The organism is Nocardia sp. NPDC020380 (assembly GCF_044386975.1).
Taxonomy (GTDB): domain Bacteria; phylum Actinomycetota; class Actinomycetes; order Mycobacteriales; family Mycobacteriaceae; genus Nocardia.
Map to the genome: position 1 here is coordinate 414,919 of NZ_JBIRVQ010000007.1, position 16,736 is coordinate 431,654.

General features: G+C 68.5%; 18 protein-coding genes. 9 read left to right on the forward strand and 9 right to left on the reverse strand.

The window, feature by feature from the left end; genetic code table 11:
* Nucleotide 1: 1 nt before the first annotated feature.
* Both ACH438_RS21520 and ACH438_RS21525 read left to right on the forward strand, forming a co-directional pair.
* Complete coding sequence (locus ACH438_RS21520; RefSeq protein WP_397007809.1) at nt 2–931, forward strand: class I SAM-dependent methyltransferase; 930 nt, start codon at nt 2–4, stop codon at nt 929–931.
* 215 nt (nt 932–1,146) lie between these two features.
* Nucleotides 1,147–1,614 (forward strand): hypothetical protein, encoded by a 468-nt coding sequence (locus tag ACH438_RS21525; protein WP_397007811.1) that lies wholly within the window; start codon nt 1,147–1,149, stop codon nt 1,612–1,614.
* On the opposite strand, the gene ACH438_RS21530 is transcribed toward ACH438_RS21525, so the two are convergent.
* Entirely contained in the window at nt 1,589–2,059 is a 471-nt protein-coding gene (locus ACH438_RS21530; protein WP_397007813.1) for a PaaI family thioesterase, read from the reverse strand. The two genes, ACH438_RS21525 and ACH438_RS21530, sit on opposite strands and share 26 nt — an antisense overlap.
* Entirely contained in the window at nt 2,056–2,637 is a 582-nt protein-coding gene (locus ACH438_RS21535; protein ID WP_397007815.1) for a TetR/AcrR family transcriptional regulator, read from the reverse strand. The genes ACH438_RS21530 and ACH438_RS21535 overlap by 4 nt, the downstream gene beginning before the upstream one ends.
* Before the next feature lie 81 nt (nt 2,638–2,718).
* Here ACH438_RS21535 and ACH438_RS21540 point away from each other — a divergent pair, with 81 nt between their 5' ends.
* Together ACH438_RS21540 and ACH438_RS21545 are read left to right on the forward strand one after the other, a co-directional pair.
* Nucleotides 2,719–3,795, forward strand: coding sequence for a DNA polymerase IV (locus ACH438_RS21540; protein WP_397008232.1), 1,077 nt, complete (start codon nt 2,719–2,721; stop codon nt 3,793–3,795).
* Between the two features lie 29 nt (nt 3,796–3,824).
* The gene (locus tag ACH438_RS21545; RefSeq protein WP_397007817.1) at nt 3,825–4,607 is read left to right on the forward strand and encodes an enoyl-CoA hydratase/isomerase family protein; all 783 of its coding nucleotides are present in this window, start codon (nt 3,825–3,827) and stop codon (nt 4,605–4,607) included.
* 91 nt (nt 4,608–4,698) lie between these two features.
* Here the strand turns inward: ACH438_RS21545 and ACH438_RS21550 are convergent, their stop codons facing one another.
* Nucleotides 4,699–5,520, reverse strand: coding sequence for an alpha/beta fold hydrolase (locus ACH438_RS21550; RefSeq protein ID WP_397007819.1), 822 nt, complete (start codon nt 5,518–5,520; stop codon nt 4,699–4,701).
* A gap of 140 nt (nt 5,521–5,660) precedes the next feature.
* Between ACH438_RS21550 and ACH438_RS21555 the strand changes: the two genes are divergently transcribed.
* Nucleotides 5,661–6,650: an oxidoreductase gene (locus ACH438_RS21555; RefSeq protein WP_397007821.1), complete on the forward strand. Its 990-nt coding sequence runs from the start codon at nt 5,661–5,663 to the stop codon at nt 6,648–6,650.
* On the opposite strand, the gene ACH438_RS21560 is transcribed toward ACH438_RS21555, so the two are convergent.
* The 4 genes from ACH438_RS21560 to lon all read right to left on the reverse strand — a co-directional run bounded on the left by ACH438_RS21560 (nt 6,647) and on the right by lon (nt 11,173).
* Nucleotides 6,647–7,348, reverse strand: a complete 702-nt coding sequence (locus ACH438_RS21560; RefSeq protein WP_397007823.1) for an endonuclease/exonuclease/phosphatase family protein — start codon at nt 7,346–7,348, stop codon at nt 6,647–6,649. The two genes, ACH438_RS21555 and ACH438_RS21560, sit on opposite strands and share 4 nt — an antisense overlap.
* Nucleotides 7,349–7,430: 82 nt before the next feature.
* Nucleotides 7,431–7,796 carry a DUF5073 family protein gene (locus ACH438_RS21565; RefSeq protein WP_397007825.1) on the reverse strand — a complete coding sequence of 122 codons (366 nt, stop codon included), beginning with the start codon at nt 7,794–7,796 and terminating at the stop codon, nt 7,431–7,433.
* Nucleotides 7,793–8,602, reverse strand: a complete 810-nt coding sequence (locus tag ACH438_RS21570) for a heavy metal-binding domain-containing protein (RefSeq protein WP_397007827.1) — start codon at nt 8,600–8,602, stop codon at nt 7,793–7,795. Before ACH438_RS21570 ends, ACH438_RS21565 begins: the two co-directional genes overlap by 4 nt.
* 117 nt (nt 8,603–8,719) lie before the next feature.
* The gene (gene lon / locus ACH438_RS21575) at nt 8,720–11,173 is read right to left on the reverse strand and encodes an endopeptidase La (RefSeq protein ID WP_397007829.1); all 2,454 of its coding nucleotides are present in this window, start codon (nt 11,171–11,173) and stop codon (nt 8,720–8,722) included.
* A gap of 201 nt (nt 11,174–11,374) precedes the next feature.
* Between lon and ACH438_RS21580 the strand changes: the two genes are divergently transcribed.
* From ACH438_RS21580 to ACH438_RS21590, 3 genes are all read left to right on the forward strand, one after another.
* On the forward strand, nt 11,375–12,223 hold the full coding sequence (locus ACH438_RS21580) for an alpha/beta fold hydrolase (protein ID WP_397007831.1): 849 nt from the start codon (nt 11,375–11,377) through the stop codon (nt 12,221–12,223).
* Nucleotides 12,216–12,788 (forward strand): TetR/AcrR family transcriptional regulator, encoded by a 573-nt coding sequence (locus ACH438_RS21585; RefSeq protein ID WP_397007833.1) that lies wholly within the window; start codon nt 12,216–12,218, stop codon nt 12,786–12,788. Before ACH438_RS21580 ends, ACH438_RS21585 begins: the two co-directional genes overlap by 8 nt.
* A gap of 84 nt (nt 12,789–12,872) precedes the next feature.
* Nucleotides 12,873–13,766, forward strand: coding sequence for an alpha/beta fold hydrolase (locus ACH438_RS21590; protein WP_397007835.1), 894 nt, complete (start codon nt 12,873–12,875; stop codon nt 13,764–13,766).
* Here the strand turns inward: ACH438_RS21590 and ACH438_RS21595 are convergent.
* Nucleotides 13,682–15,163, reverse strand: coding sequence for an erythromycin esterase family protein (locus tag ACH438_RS21595; RefSeq protein WP_397007837.1), 1,482 nt, complete (start codon nt 15,161–15,163; stop codon nt 13,682–13,684). The two genes, ACH438_RS21590 and ACH438_RS21595, sit on opposite strands and share 85 nt — an antisense overlap.
* A gap of 149 nt (nt 15,164–15,312) precedes the next feature.
* Here ACH438_RS21595 and ACH438_RS21600 point away from each other — a divergent pair, with 149 nt between their 5' ends.
* Entirely contained in the window at nt 15,313–16,314 is a 1,002-nt protein-coding gene (locus tag ACH438_RS21600) for a zinc-binding dehydrogenase (RefSeq protein ID WP_397008234.1), read from the forward strand.
* Nucleotides 16,315–16,388: 74 nt separating this feature from the next.
* Here the strand turns inward: ACH438_RS21600 and ACH438_RS21605 are convergent, their stop codons facing one another.
* On the reverse strand, nt 16,389–16,709 hold the full coding sequence (locus ACH438_RS21605; protein WP_397007839.1) for a hypothetical protein: 321 nt from the start codon (nt 16,707–16,709) through the stop codon (nt 16,389–16,391).
* Nucleotides 16,710–16,736 lie beyond the last annotated feature (27 nt).

The window sequence follows — 16,736 nt, forward strand, 5'->3', positions numbered from 1 at the left end:
CATGGGCGCACACACTCACGAGCACACGCACGCGCAGGGCAACCACGGCCACCACCACGGCCACACCCAGGACGGGATCGACTGGACCACGCAGATCGCGACCCTGCGCCGGGACGACGCCATGGGCGCCGCCGCACAGGCGGACATCGCGCGGCGGCTGATCGGGCTGCTGGACGCCGCGCAGCCGACGGTGGTCGATATCGGTGCGGGCGCCGGCGGGCAGAGCGCGGCCTTCGCGCGCGAGCTCGCCACCCGCGGCGGCGGGCGCGTGGTGATCGTGGATGCGGTGCCGGGGCTGCTCGAGGTGGCGAAGGAGACTACCCTCGCGGCGCTCGCGGGGAACACCTCCGTCACGATCGAAACCGTCCACGCGGACGCGGGTTCCGATGAATTGGTTTCGGCGGTGCCGGAAGCCGATCTGGTGTGGGCCTCGCGGTCGGTGCATCATCTGCCCGATCAGCAAGCTGGCACCGACCGGTTGGCACGACTGCTGCGCACCGGCGGCCGCCTGGCGCTCGCCGAGGGTGGCCTGCCGACCCGTTGCCTCCCTTGGGATCTCGGCATCGGACAGCCCGGACTGCAGGATCGCCTGCTCGCCCGGCGCGATGAAGCCTTCGTCCGCATGCGGGCCGACATCGCGGACACCGTCCCCATGCCCTACGGCTGGAACACCGCACTGTCCAAGGCGGGCCTCACCGAGGTGACCTCCTTCAGCGTGCTCACCGATCATCCGGCTCCCGCCATTCCCGAAGTGCGGGAGAGTGTTTCGTCCTGGCTGAGTTTCCTGCGGGAACGGGGCAGCGATTTCCTCGACGCGCCGGACCGCGCCACCCTGGATGCCCTCCTGGACGAATCCGCCGACACCTATGTGCAGAAGCGTGATGACATCTACATGCTCGGCGTGACCACCGTCTTCCTCGGGCGACGATGAGCCCGGCAGCTGGGGTTTCAGGGGCGGGGCTTGCCCCGGCGCAGGGAGGTGGAGCCGCGAGCCCCCGAGAGTTGGGCCCCGCCGTAATCTCGGCAGTGCCGACCTGTGATCGATCCGTTAGAGACGAGCCGTTCCGAACACCTTGTCGTCGGGCATAATTCGAGCTCCCAGGCATTCTTTACATGATCGTTTCACTTGCCGGGGGAGGAGTTTCGGTGACCCGTACCAAGGAGCAGCGCCCCGCGCCCATCCGGATCGACGATATCGAGCGGATGTTCGGTGCCCGGCGCAGCCGGTCCGCGGCCGTGGAGCCGCCGCTGGAGATCCGCTGCGCCAGCGGCACCAAGCGCACCGACGCCGACTGGACGGTACCGAAACAGGTTGTCGCCGAATGCCTCACCGGCAAGCTGGTGATCGACTTCACCCAGGCCTACTGTTCCCGCCGCGAGATCGACGTGCGGGTGCACGCGGACGCCGGCGCCATCGTGCTGGTGGTGCCGCGCGGCTGGCGCGTCGATATCGAGGGCGTCGAGCACGGCACCGGCACCGTCACCAACAAGGTTCGGCTGCCGCGCTTTCCGGGCGCACCGGTGATCCGGGTGGTCGGCCGGGTGGAGACCGGAACGGTGAAGGCCCGCTACGCGTACCGCTCACCGCTCAATTGGTTCCGGCGCTCGCGCTGAGCGAGCTGTCCGCACTCTCGCCCAGCGAGCGCTCCACACTGCGCGCGGTGCCCTGCGCGACCGCGCAGAGGATGGACTCGCCACTCTCGGTTTCGGCGAAAACCTCGCAGTGGCACACGGCTTGGCGGCGGGTCGCACCCACCACCGTGGCCTCCGCGCGCAATCGCACACCGGCGGCCGGGCGCAGGTAGGTGATGGTGAACCCGCCGGTCAGCACGTTCGCGCCGAGTACCGTGCCGGCCGCGTAGGTCAGCACGTTGTCGGCCGCGTAGGCGAGCACCCCGCCGTGCACGAAACCGAACTGCTGGCCGTGCTCGGGACGCAGCGGAATCTCCAGGATGGCGCGGCCGTCGCCGAAGGCGGTGAGCTCCGCGCCCACCAGGCGGCTGAAGGGTTGTGCCGCGAGTACTTCGCGGGCCAGGTCGAAGTCGAGGTCGGCGGTCATGGTGCGGTCTCCTGTGTTCCGGGGCGGGGCGTGCGCAATACCTGCCAGGCGGCATCGGCGAGTTCGGGTGCGATATCGATGGGGGCGGCGCGCATTTCGCCGCCCAGCCAGTTGCGCGCGTACACCTGCGCCGGGCCCAGCCAGAGCGCGTAGAGCAGGTCGAAGTCCAGGTCGCGCACGGCGCCGTAGCCGGCGTGGGTGCGCCACCAGCGCGCCACATTGCGCATGAATTCGCGATTGGAGTCGCTGTCGCGCAGGCCCGGCGGGCGGGCGGAGGTGAGTACCTTTGCGCGGTAGTGGTTTTCGGTCACCCAGCGCAGGTGTTCGGTGACGCCCGCGCGCACGCCGCCCTCGGCGTCGAGGCTGTCGCCCACGGCCGCCCAGAAGTGCTGCTGGTAGTCGGCGAGGGCATGCGCCCACACCTGCCGGTACAGCTCGGCCTTGTCGGGGAAGTGGTGATAGAGCGCGCCGACGCTGGCGCCGGCGGCGGTCCGGATCTCGGTGAGCGTGGCGTCGAGGGCGCCCTGCTCGGCGAATTGCCGCTCGGCCGCGAGCAGCAACCGATCTCGGATCTTCATAACCAGAATTTAGTTCTGTTCCGGGTCCGGGCACAACCCCGAATTCCGACATTTCCGCAGACCATGCGGTATGACGGAGAGGTGGCGCGATGGCTGTTGCACATCGACCTCGACCAATTCCAGGCCGCGGTCGAGTTCCGGCGGCATCCGGAACTACGCGGGCAGCCCGTCATCGTGGGCGGGAACGGGGATCCCGCCGAACCGCGCAAGGTGGTGTCCTGCGCGTCGTATCCGGCGCGGGCCTTCGGGGTGCGGGCGGGCATGCCGCTGCGGACCGCGGCCCGCGTCTGCCCGGACGGCGTGTTCCTGGCACAGGATCTGGCCACCTATGCCGAGGCGTCCGAGGAGAGCATGGCGCTGCTGCGCACCTTCCCGGGACGGGTCGAGGTGCTGGGCTTCGACGAGGCCTTCCTCGCCGCCGATACCGACGATCCCGAGGAACTCGCGCGCGAAATCCGCGCCGCCATTGCCGAACTGGGCCTGACCTGCGCGGTCGGCATCGGGGACAACAAGACTCGCGCCAAGCTGGCCACCGGATTCGCCAAGGCCGTCGGGAAGACCGGGGACAATGCCCCGGCCGGGAAGGACGCGGACGAGACCGGGACCGGGATCTTCCGGCTCACCGACGGGAACTGGACCGCGCTCATGGCGCACCGGCCCACCAGCGCGCTGTGGGGGATCGGCGCCCGCATCGCGAAACGGCTGAGCGGCCTGGGGATCGAGACCGTCGCCGATCTGGCCGCCGCCGACCGGCACGACCTCGCGGCGGAATTCGGGCCGAACACCGGCCCCTACCTGTGGGTGCTCGGGCACGGGCTGGGCGATACGGATATCGCCGAGCCGCGAGAACCCGTGGGGCACAGCCGCTCCGAGACGTTCCCCGCGGACCTCACCACCCGCGAGGAATTCGATGCCGCGATCACTCGGCTGGCGGCTCAGGTCGCCGAGGAGACCATCGCGAGCGGGCGCAGTATCGGGCGGGTCGGCGTGACCGTGCGGACAAAAACGTTTTTCACCCGTACAAAACAGCACAAACTACCGGCGCCGAGCACCGATGTGGACGAGATCGTGCAGTCCGCGCTCGAGATCCTGCACCGTTTCGAACTCGATCGGCCCATCCGGCTGCTCGGGGTGCGGGTGGAATACGCCATGCTGTGAGCAGGAAACCGGACGGAAGGCGCCCTTTCATGAGCAACTACCAGAACATACTGTTCTCGCACGATGGTCCGATCGCGCGCATCACCCTGAATCGGCCGGATGCCGCCAATGGGATCGACCAGGCGCTGGCGGACGAACTCGCGCGGGCGGCAACGTATTGTTCGGACGATCCGGCCATCAAGGTCGTGGTGCTGACCGGAGCCGGGCGCTTCTTCTCGGCAGGCGGCGATGTGCGGGCCATGTCCGAGAGCGGCAATACGGGTCAGTTCATCGAGAAGCTCGCCGCCACCCTGCACCACGCGGTATCCGCGCTGGCCCGCATGGACGCGCTGCTCATCGTCGGCGTGAACGGGGTCGCGGCGGGTGCGGGCTTCAGCCTCGCGGTGGCGGGCGACCTGGTGGTGGCGGCCGAATCGGCCAAGTTCACCATGGCGTACACCAAGATCGGGCTCAGCCCGGACGGCGGCGCGTCCTACTACCTGCCGCGGATCATCGGCCTGCGCAAGACCCAGGAACTCATGCTCACCAACCGGACCCTCAGTGCGGCAGAGGCATTGGAGTGGGGACTGCTGCACCAGGTGGTGCGGGATGTCGAACTCGCCGACGCCGTCGAGGAATTGGCGCAGCAGTTCGCGCAGGGGCCCAGGGAATCCAATGCGCACGTGAAGAAGCTGCTGCTGGTCTCCGGCCAGCACACCCTGGAGGAGCAGCTGGCCACCGAGGCGGCGTTCATCACCCAGGGCGCCGAATCCGCCGACGGCGCGGAGGGCATTGCCGCGTTCATCGGCAAGCGGGCGCCGAAGTTCGCCTGACCACAGCACGATTCGGCTGACGGCAATACGTTTCGGGGCCGGTCCGAGAAGCTCGGACCGGCCCCGTGCACGGCGTGTCCCGCGAGGAACATCAACCCTTGATGAAGGCGTGGATCTCGCTGTTCATCTCGTCCTGATGGGTCAGGTAGAGGCCGTGCCCGGCATCCCAGTACTCCTTCAGCACGATGTGCGGCGCCAGCTTCACGGCCTGGTGGCTGCTGAGTTCGATCGGGATGGACTGATCGACCAGGCCGTGCAGGATCAGGGTCGGAATCCTCAGGGCCGCAACGTCGGCGCGGTAGTCGGTCATCAGGGCTTCACGCTGCACCGTGAGCGCGACGTGCGGCGGGGTGGACAGGCAGCGCTTCATCTCCTCGTCGATCATCGCCTGCGAGGTGCCCGGCCGCAGGTGCGTGGCGAAGTAGCCCTGCGCCCGATCGGCGAACCACTGGGGCCGGTCGGTGCGCAGCTGGCGCAGCGTCTCCTCGGCGAGCGCCGGCGGCACGCCGACCGGGTTGTCCTCGGTCTGCAGCATGAACGGGATCGCGGGCGCCAGCAGGGCGGTGCGGGTGATCCGCTCCGAGCCGTGCCGGTTCAGGTAGCGGACCACCTCGCCGCCGCCGGTCGAATGCGCGACCAGGGTGACATCGCGCAGATCCAGCAGGTCGATGAGCGCCGCCAGATCGTCTGCGCGGGTATCGATGTCGTAGCCGCCGGACGGGATGTCGGAGCGGCCGTGGCCGCGGCGGTCCGGGAGGATGCAGCGGTAGCCCTGCTCCAGGAAGTAGTGCAGCTGGTATTCCCACATATCGCTGTAGAGGGACCAGCCCGCCACGAAGACGATGGGGGTGCCGGTGCCGTAATCCTGGTAGGCGAGGGTGGTTCCGTCGGACGGGCTCTGGTAGGTCGGCATATCTGCTGCGCTCCTTCGATTCTCGCTTGCGAGAACAAGATTGCCGCGCGGCGTGAACGAAAGCCATTACCCGAAAGGTAATGCCCCCGATTCCAGGGGAAGACCGCCCTGACCAGCATCGGGAGCCCTATGCTCGGTCCATGGAGTTCCAGGCGATGGTGGCACACGAAACCGATAGCGGTATCACACTCGTGCACGAGCGGATCACCGAAGATTTCCTCGCTCCCGGCGAGGTGACGATCAAGGTGCACTACTCGAGCGCCAACTACAAGGACGGGCTCGCCATCACACCCGGCGGCGGGGTGGTGCGCAACTACCCGATCATCCCCGGCATCGACCTCGCCGGCGAGGTGACGGCCTCCACGGATCCCGAATTCACCCCCGGCGAACTGGTGGTGGCGCACGGCTACGACATCGGCGTGGCCCAGCACGGCGGCTACGCGGAATACGCAAGGGTGCCCGCGAAATGGGTGGTGAAGCTCGACGGCCTCACCCCGCGCGAGGCCGCGGCCCTCGGCACCGCCGGATTCACCGCGGCCATGAGCGTGCAGGCACTGCTGGATCACGGGCTCACGCCCGCGGACGGTCCGGTGCTGGTCACCGGCGCGACCGGCGGCGTGGGCAGTGTGGCCGTGGATATCCTGGCGGGCCTGGGATTCGAGGTCGTCGCCTCGACCGGCAAGCTGGGCGCGGGTGAACTGCTGTCGGCGCTCGGCGCGAACTCGGTCATCGGGCGGCTGCCCGGCGAGGAGAAGGTGCGGCCGCTCGGCAAGGCGCAGTGGGCCGGAGCGGTCGACAGCGTCGGCGGCAAATCCCTCGCGCATGTGCTCAGCACCGTGAAATACGGTGGCGCGGTGGCGGTCAGCGGCCTGACCGGCGGACCGGATCTGCCCACCACGGTGCTGCCCTTCATCCTGCGCGGGGTGTCGCTGCTCGGCATCGACTCCGTGCAGTTCCCGATCGCGCCGCGGCGGGAACTGTGGGCGCGGCTCGCGAAAGACCTGAAGCCGCGGCATCTCTCGCTGCTGGAGAACTACGCGCCGATCACCGAGGCCGAGGCGGTGCTGCGCTCCATCCTGGACGGAAACCATTCCGGGCGTACGGTTCTCGGCGTGGCCGGGGAGTTCTAACCCACGAGTGCGGTCACGAGATTGTGGTCGGATTCACCGGCCACATCCTCGACCTGAAGGTCGCGCACGGGCACCCCGTGCGCCACGACATGATCGATGAACTGGGACTTGGCGCCCGCCGTCCGAGGGCGAGTCGGCACCGAACCGTACGGGTGGGCCGGGACGGTGAATTCCGGGCCCAGCGCATCGGCGAGGACCGCCCGATCGACATTGAAGTCGCCGAGCAGAATCGACGGGCCCGCGGCGGCGACCTCGGCCAGCCGGGCCAGCTGCGGGCCCCGGCGCGTATCGCCCGTCACGTGGGTGGCGACGACCGTGATGCCGTCCGCCTCCACCGCCAGCAGGCCCTTGCCGGGATCCGTGGCGAACGGCTCGGCGGTGAGCAGCCGGGCATCGGCATCGGCGATCAGCACCAGGCTTTCGCTGCGATCCGCGAGCGGATCGGCGAGCCGGCGGGGACGCGGGACGCGCGGGTAGTCGAGGACATGGAAAACCCGGTCCGGCAGCGATAGCCGGAGGCTTGCCAGCTGGTCGCCGCTCACCTCCTGCAGGGCGATGATCCGCTCCGGACGCTTCCTGACCCGGGCGGTGACCGCGGCGATCCGATCGGATTCGCCGGGCCAGCGGTCCGCTATCTCGCTCGCCCAATTGTCGGCATGGATGCGGTGCAGGACATTCCAGGTCACAACGGTGATCACGTAAGCAGACTACGAGATCGATTCGGTACCTGCAGGTTTCGTTTTATGTGAAACAACAACATTTGCTGCGAGTTGACGGCCGTCAACCCTCGAGCACTTCCAGCGCCGCAGTCAGGTGCGGCAAGGCGGCCGCGCCGTACGACGAAACGATCTCGGCCAGCGAGCGCGCGATGTGCGGCGCGATACCCGCGGCCGGCAACAACTCCTCGGCCAGCACGATGCCGCCCACCACATGACCCGCGCGAATCCGATTCTCGCCGGTCACCTCGTACCGCCACGAACCGATCTGCACACGCTCCGGCTCCGAACGGAACATGCTGCGGCGGGCCGGGGTTCGCGTCACGCCCGGGACACCGGCGAACACCGTGAAGACCAGGCCGAGGCCGCCCGGACCCGCGAGCGCCGACGTAATGGCGCGGGTGGCGGCCTCGGTATCGAAATCGGTCACGAGTTCATTCCGAGAGTGAACTGCGGATGGATCGGATCGCCCTCGCCGATCCGGCGGATGGCGGTGCCGGAGGCATAGAACTCCACCGTGTGGAAACCCCAGGCATAGTTGGCGATCTCGAAGTTCACGCCGGTAACACCCTGGCCGCCATCACGTTCCGCCTCCGCCTGCATGCGGGACATGGCCAGCTCCCGGGCCTGATAGTTGCCCTGGGTCCACTGCGGCATCTCCATATTGCGGCCCATCTGGCTGAGCATCTGCCGGAAGCCCTGTACCGCCACATGGAAGACACAGTTGCCCATGACGAAGGCGATCGGGGCATACCCGGTGCGCAGCAAGGTCACCAGATCCTGGCCGGAGAGGTGACTGGTGAACGCCTGGCCGGTCGGGCGGCGGTAACTGCCCGGGGACTTCTCGAAACGGACCGCGGTACCGACCGCGATGAACTCCAGATGCTCCGCCGAATCGCCGTGCTGCCGCCACTCCAGGCGGACGCCGACCACGCCGTCCGCGTGCAGCGCATCGGCCTCGGCCTGCATGCGGGACATGGCATTCCAGCGGGCGCGATAGGTGGCCTCGGTGAGGACCGGGAGCTCCTGCTGCTGACGGATACCGGTGAACTGGAAACCGACGTGATAGACGGAGACGCCCATCACCAGGTCGATCGGTTCGAAGCCCGCACCGTGCAGCAGGGCGAATTCGTTGACCGACAGATCGGACGTGAAGATCCGGTCCGCGTGCGAGAGTCGCTCGCCCGCGACCTGGTCGAGCTGCTGCGGCTGCTGAGTCGGCTGGTTGGGTTGCATGATGTTCGCCCCTCCATGTGATCCCCGTTGGATCCCTACCGAGGGTAGTAGGCGAAATGCCGATTTACACGGCAAAAGGGGTTCGGGGGCTAAGCCCCCGAACCCCTTTACCTACCCTCAGGCAGTAGCGCTCAGCGCCCGCCCGTCGTAGGCCGGTTCGGCGACCGGTTCGATGGCGTAGGCCAGGATCTCGGCCACGTCGGCGACGGGACGGACATCCAGGGCGGCCAGCACCTCGGCCGGGACCTCGTCCAGGTCCGGCTCGTTGCGGGCCGGGATGAACACGGTCTTCAGGCCGGCCCGCTGGGCGGCGAGCAGCTTCTGCTTCACGCCGCCGATGGGCAGCACCCGGCCGTTCAGCGTGACCTCACCGGTCATGCCGACGTCCGCGCGCACCTGCCGGCCCAGGGCCAGCGACACCAGGGCGGTGACCATGGTGACGCCTGCCGACGGACCGTCCTTCGGGACCGCGCCCGCCGGGAAGTGGATATGGATATTGCGATCCAGCACCTTCGGCTCGATGCCGATCTCCTCCAGGTGGGAGCGGACGTAGGTCAGGGCGATCTGCGCCGATTCCTTCATGACGTCGCCCAGCTGACCGGTCAGGGTCAGTGAACGATCGCCCTCGGCGCCGTTGGCCTCGATGTAGAGGACATCGCCGCCGGCGCCGGTCACGGCCAGACCCGTCGCCACGCCGGGCACCGCGGTCCGTTCCACCCCGTCCGGGGTGAAGCGGGGACGGCCCAGGAATTCCTTCAGGTCACCCAGTCCGATCACCAGCTTGCCGGAACTCGCTGCCACGACACCGGATTCGGTCTCGTAGCCCAGTTCCTTGTCGTAACCCAGACCCTCGGGGACGAATTCGCCCTTCGAGATCAAGGTTTCGGCCTCGGCCAGGTCCGCGGTCTCCGACAGCTTGGTGGCCGCCTTGCGCAGGGCCTTGGCGATCAGCCGCTCCATCTGCCGCACACCGGCTTCCCGGGTGTAGTTGGCGGCGATCTCGCGCAGCGCCTCGTCCGTGATCGAAACCTCCTCGGCGGTCAGGGCATTGCGCTCCAACTGCCGCGGGATCAGGAAGTCGCGGGCGATGGCCACCTTGTCGGCCTCGGTGTAGCCGTCCACGGTGATCAGTTCCATGCGGTCCAGCAGCGGGCCCGGGATGGTGTCCATGACATTCGCGGTCGCGATGAACAGCACATCGGACAGGTCCAGATCCAGGTCCAGGTAGTGGTCGCGGAACGTGTGGTTCTGCGCCGGGTCCAGCACCTCCAGCAACGCCGCCGCGGGATCACCGCGGAAGTCGGAGCCGACCTTGTCGATCTCGTCCAGCAGGACAACGGGATTCATCGAACCCGCCTCCTTCATGGCGCGCACGATGCGGCCCGGCAGCGCGCCGACGTAGGTACGCCGGTGACCGCGGATCTCCGCCTCGTCGCGCACGCCGCCCAGGGCGACGCGAACGAACTTGCGGCCCAGCGCCCGTGCCACCGACTCACCCAGCGAGGTCTTACCCACACCGGGCGGGCCGACCAGCACCAGCACCGCGCCGGAACCACGTCCGCCGACGACCTCCAGGCCGCGGGCGGCCCGGCGGGAACGGACGGCCAGGTACTCGACCATGCGGTCCTTGACCTCGTCCAGCCCGTGGTGATCGGCGTCCAGCACCGCACGCGCGGCCGAAACATCGGTGGAGTCCGTGGTTTTCACGCTCCACGGCAGCTCCAGCACGGTGTCCAGCCAGGTGCGGATCCAGCCCGATTCCGGGCTCTGATCGCTGGACCGCTCCAGCCGCCCGACCTCGCGCAGCGCGGCCTCGCGGATATCGTCCGGCAGGTCGGCGGCCTCGACGCGGGCGCGGTAGTCGTCCGCGCCGTCCGGCTCGTCCTCGCCCAGTTCCTTGCGAATCGCGTTGAGCTGCTGGCGCAGCAGGAATTCGCGCTGGGTCTTCTCGACGCCCTCGCGGACGTCCTCACTGATCTTCTCGCTGATCTCGGTCTCGGCGATGTGCTGCTTGGTCCACTCGATCAGCTTGGTCAGCCGCGTGCCGGTGTCCGGAGTGTCCAGCACCTCGCGCTTCTGCTCATTGCTGAGGTAAGAGGCCCAGCCGGCGGCGTCGGCCAGCGCCGAGGGATCGGTCATCTGATTGACGGCGTCGATCACCTGCCACGCCTCGCGGCGCTGCAGCACGGCGATGACGAGCTTCTTGTATTCGGCCGCAAGCTCTTTGGTGCGGCCGTCGGCGGCGGGGATCTCGACCGGTTCGGCCTCGACCCAGAGTGCCGCGCCCGGGCCGGTCACGCCGTGCCCGATCTTGGCGCGTTCCTCGGCCTTCAGGACGGCGGCGGGGGCGCCACCGCGCATGCGGCCGACCTGTTCGATGGTGGCCACCACGCCGTAGGTGGCGTAACCCTCGTCCAGGCGAGGCGCGACCAGAACCTGGTTGACCTTGCCCGCACGTGCGGCATCGATGGCGGCCTGTGCGGACTCGTCCAGCTCGATCGGGACGACCATGCCCGGGAGCACGACCGGATCGGTCAGGAACAGGACCGGCAGGTTCTGAGGTGTAGTCACGTCTTCGACCCCTTCCAAGGTTGAGCGTTACCCAGTCAACCCCCGGGGTATACCGAATGTTCCACCATCGTGTTCGCCGGGGGCGAACATAGCTCGGCAGCGCTCCGACCTGCGGAAACAGAAAGTTCTTGACTCTCATGGCTAAAGCTATTAGCTTTATGGCTATCGCAATTAGCTTCTCCACTCAGGGAGTGAAAGACCATGACTCACTACATCGACATCGACGGTGGCCGGATCGCTTACGACGAGATCGGCGCGGGACCGCTGGTCGTACTGCAGCACGGAATGGGCATCACCCGGCAGGGCTACCGGCACCTCGCGCCGCTCCTCGCCGCCGCCGGCTACCGCGTGGTCAGCGCCGATATGCGCGGACACGGCGAATCCAGCATGGGCTGGCCGTCGGTCATCGGTAAGGAAGCCATCACCCGCACCGACGTCGCCAACGACCTCGTCGCGCTCATCCGGCAGCTGGGCGGTCCCGCGGTCATCGTGGGTCACTCGCTGGCCGGCGGCTCGGCCACCATCGCAGCGGCACAGGCCCCCGAACTGATCAGCGCCATCGTGGAGATCAACCCGTTCACGCTGACCCAGAAGACCGACATCGGTGCGCTGTTCACCAACGCCCGGCACCGCCGCGGCATGATCCCGCTGATGGGGACCATGATCTTCAAGAGCCTGGGCCAGTGGATGAAGTACCTGGATGTGGCCACCCCGATCAAGTCGGCGGACCAGGGAGAGTACCTCGCCACGGTCAAGGCCAAGCTGCAGGAACCGGGCCGGTTCGCCGAATTCATGAAGACCGGCGCGTCCACCCCCGCCGACGCGGAAGCCCAGGTGCCCAACGTGACCCGGCCCGCGCTCATCATCATGGGCGGCGCGGACCCCGACTTCCCGAACCCGCAGGGCGAGGGCGAGCGCATCGTCGCCGCGCTGCCCGCCGGACTGGGCAGCGTCGCGGTGGTCGAGGGCTCCGGCCACTACACCTTCGACGAGGCCGCCGGCCGCACCGCCGACCTGATCATCCCGTTCCTGAAGGAACACCATGCCTAGGGTCGGACTCAGCAAGACCGACGTCGTCGCGGCGGGCGCCCAGCTCGCCGACGAGGTCGGCTACGGCAACCTGGCGCTCGGGCCGCTCGCCACCCGGCTCGGCGTGCGAACTCCCTCGCTGTACAAGCACATCGACAGCCTCGCCGATCTGCAGCACTGCATCGCCACCCTGGCCATCACCGAACTCGACGCCCGGACCCGCGACGCCATGCACGGCAAATCCGGCACCGATGCGCTGCTGGCCTTCGCCAAGGCCTGGCGGCAATACGTGGTCGACCACCCCGGGCGCTACACCGCCACCATCGGAGCGGTCTTCGGCGGGCCGGAAGATCCACTGCTGCAGGTGAGTACGCGGATGATGGAATCCTCCGAGGCGGTGCTGCGCGGCTACGGGATCGCCGAGACCGACATGGTGCACGCGCTGCGCATGCTGCGCTGCACCTTCCACGGCTTCGCGACACTGCAGGTGTCGGACGGCTTCCAGTGGACCGGCGGCACCGAGGAAAGCTTCGACTGGATGATCCGGTTCCTCGATCGCGGGCTCAGCGAGGTCGGACGCGACTGACGGTATTACCGAAAGCGTTCCGGGGCGGTCGCTTCCGGCGGACCATGAGAGGACATACTGGCCGCGCGTGGTCTCGGGAGAGTCATGGAAGACTTCGAGTACGACGGAATCCGGATCGCCTATGTGCAGCGGGGTGAGAGCGGCCCGCCCGTGGTCATGCTGCACCACGCGGGCGCCTCACACCTGGTGTGGATGCCCCAGATACAGGCGCTGGCAGAGGAATACCGCGTCTTCGCTCTCGATCTGCCCGGCTACGGCGTCTCGTCCGCACCCGCGGACGACTACACGCTCGAGCGCTACACCGAACTGATCCACCAGTTCCTGGTGCACCACGAGCTCACCGGCGTGAGCCTGGTCGGGAACTGCCTGGGCAGCGCCATCACCCTCAACCTGACGCGGCGGTATCCGGACTTGATCCGGGCGGCTGTCGTCATGAACCCGCTCACGGAATCGACTGTGCTGCACGGGCGGCTCGGCCGCGCCGCCCGGCTGGACCTCGCGGTGCCCGGGGGCGTGATACGCGCCTTCGACCGGTGGCACACCCCCTACTGGCTGGCCCGCGGCACCGTCCGCTACTGGTTCACCAGCCGCCGGGCCTTCCGGCAATGCCCTTATACGACAGCACTCTCCGCCGGCTACCCGGCGCGGGCACTGCTCCGGATGATCCGAGATCTGCCATCCTTTGCGGCGCTGGACGATTGGCCCGACCGCGCACAGCTGCCACCGATCTGCACCGTGTGGGGCAACCGCAATCGGGTGCTCTCCGCACCGGCGGGCCGCACGCTCAACGCACGCCTGCATCCCGACCGGGCGGAATTCCTCGACGACTGCGGACACGTCCCCATGCTCGAGCAATCCGCCCGGGTCACCGCGATACTCACCGAATTCCTCGGTCAGGCCAGCCAATCCACCGCCGACACGGAACGAACGTGGACCAGCGCATCGAAGGAATCCGACAAGGAATCGACGGTCATGTAGGCGGACTCGTCCCGGGCCGGATCGTAGACACCCGCGATCACCCGCATCTTCGCAGGCACTCGGAGCGCCGCACGAACCGGCTCGGGCCGCAGATCGACCCAGTGCACAAGCGCGTCGGCCAGGCTCAGCTCGTGATCGAGGAAGTCGCCCGCCGCCGGTGGAACGACCACCACGCCGAGATCGCCATGATCGAAACCGATTGCCACCGAGGCATACCCGGCGCCGAAGCGCTCCCGGAGCACACTGCCGATCGTCGGCTGCGCCACCTGGTCCCCGGACATGCCGAGGGTGAACGGGGCCGCCGACACGTGGGCGATACCGTCCCAGTACACGATGCGCTGCCCGTGCCGTGCATGGTCCTCGATGATCGCGCCCGCCCAGACCTCGGCCTCACCCGCGAAGCTGCCACGGCCCGCCACCGAGGTCTCGTGATAGCGGACGATCAGCGCCATCCGCTCGCGGATATCGCCTGAAATCGGCAGGCCGTCCAGCAAGGCGGCGGCACCGCGCGCCAGCTCGGCAAACGGTGCGCCCGAATACATTCCGCGGGCCCGCTGCACATGCTCGTCCGTGACATGAGCAGTGCGAATAACCTCGAACAGCGCCGCGATCCGGGTCATCCGATCCGCGGCCGAAGACGCCGCGATGGCCGGCCAGCCAGACGAGGTATCTTGCCCCTCTGTCGCAGCGGGCCCAGCCGCCTCCGCTCCTTCGGGCGGGTCGCCGAGGCCGGTGGGCACACCGGAACCGGCAGGCGCGCGAAGGCCGGTAGCAGCGCCGGAACCGGCAGGCGTGTCGCGACTTTCGGGTTCGCTGGGGCCGGTAGCCGGGCCGGGGACCAGGTCACGGCCTGTGACCTCGGTGACGCGAGTACCGAGGTCGGCGGGGCTGGCCTCGAACGCAGCCGGGTCATGGGTCGCGGCGCGCATCGCGTCCAGCACGGCGTCGTAGTCGGCGGTGGTGGCTTGGAAGGGCTTGACCGCGATCACGCGGATGCGGTCGGTTTCGTTGCGGCGGTTGAAATCCCGGATCCAGTCGAGGACTGCGGCGGTCTGTGCGGTGCGGTTGGGCCGCCAGGCTGTGGCCAGCGCTTCCTCCGCAGTCGCCGGCGCGTGTTCGGCGGCGCGGACATAGGCGTCGAGGCGGGCGGCGACGTCGGCGCTGTCCTGGAGGGCGAGGACTCGGAAGCCGTGTTCGGAGACCAGTTCCCGGAAGAGCTGGTCTTGGATCGCGGCGATCTCGTGGGAGAAGCGGGTGGATTCGCCGAGGCCGACCACGGTCGCGGGGGCCAGGGAGGCGGCCAGTTCGCGGAGGGCGGCGGCGTCGAAGGGGACCGGGCCGTGGTCGGCCAGCAGACGGGCGATCGGATGGGCTGCGGTGTCGGTCATTTCGCTCATGAAGCCATCCTGGAACCTGAAGATAGGTTCAGGTCAAGAGGGTGGGGGCAGATCACCGGGCAGGCGGGCAATCCGGGCGTATCGCCGCGGCGGCCGCCTACCATGGCGCCGGGGAGACCCGAACCGCCGACCGCGAGGAGTCGATAACGATGCTGGCCGCACGACTGCACCTGGGACCGGAACGCCGCCTGGAACTGGACGACGTGCCGGTGCCCGAGCCGGGACCGGACCACGTCCTGGTGAAAGTGGAGGCGGCGGGCGTGTGCCTGTCGGACGTGCACCTCATCGACGGGACGCTGACGCCGCTGTTCCTGAAGGGTGATGTCGTCACCCTCGGGCACGAGGTGGCAGGGACCGTGCACGCGCTCGGACCGGGCGTCACCAAGGCCGAGGTCGGTGACCGGGTGGTGTTGCAGGCGGGTGAGCTGCGCGATGGGGCGACCTTCACGCGTGGCGTCGACTACGACGGCGGGTGGGCCGAATACACGCTTGCCCGCATCGACACCCTCGTTCCGATTCCCGATGATCTGCCGTTCGAGCAGGCCTGCTTCATCCCGGACGCGGTGTCGACGCCGTGGGGCGCCATCACCGCCACGGGTGAGGTGAAAGCCGGTGAGCCGGTCGGCGTTTGGGGCGTCGGCGGACTCGGCGCGCACGGCGTGCAGTTGCTGCGCCTGGTGGGGGCGGCGCCGATCATCGCCGTCGATCCGCTGCCGGCCGCGCGGGAGCGGGCCCTCGAATTCGGCGCGGACCTCGCACTGGATCCGGCGGATCCGGAGCTGCGCTCGAAGATCTTCGCCGCCACCGGAACCGGGCTCGCGGCGGCCTTCGACTTCGCCGGTGTGGCGGCGGTGCGCGAGCAGGCTGTCGTCTGCCTCGGGCCGCACGGGCGGCTGGTGCTGGTCGGGCTCACCAACAAGCCCATCACCATTACCAATGGCACGGCGTTCAGCTTCTTCCAGCAGCAGGTGCGCGGCCACTACGGTTCCGCGCCCGAGGATGTCGCCAAGCTGGTGAAACTGCAAGGGCTGCACCGGGTCGAGTTCTCCCGCTCGGTCAGCGCCGTCGTGCCCTTGGCCGATGCCGCCAAGGCCGTCCATGCGCTGGAGGCCAAGGAAGGCAACCCGATCCGGATCGTCCTCAAGCCATAACCAACTCTCGGGGACTCGCGGCTCCACCTCTCTGCGCCAGGGCAAGCCTCTGAAACCCCAGCCCTGGATTCGACTTACGCGAGGCGGCGCTGGAAGACGTTGGTGGCGCCGCCGTTCGCGAGGTCGACGGTGTAGACGCCGAGGTCGGCGGTGGCCGGGGTCAGGTCCAGGATCATGAAGCCCAGGTCCGTGTAGTTCTGGTACAGCGCCGTATTGGGGGTGTGCCTGCCGGAGGCTGCCGGTTCGTCGTGCACGGACTTCGCCGCCGCGCCGGAGACGATCTGGCGGGTGCCCTTGCTGTCCGTATTCGGTTCCAGCACCTGCAGCGAGTGATCGTGGCCGGAGAGCAGGAATTGGCAGCGGCCCAGCACGTGCGCCTCGAAGAACTCCTTCACGTGGATGCCGTTGATGGGCGCGATGGA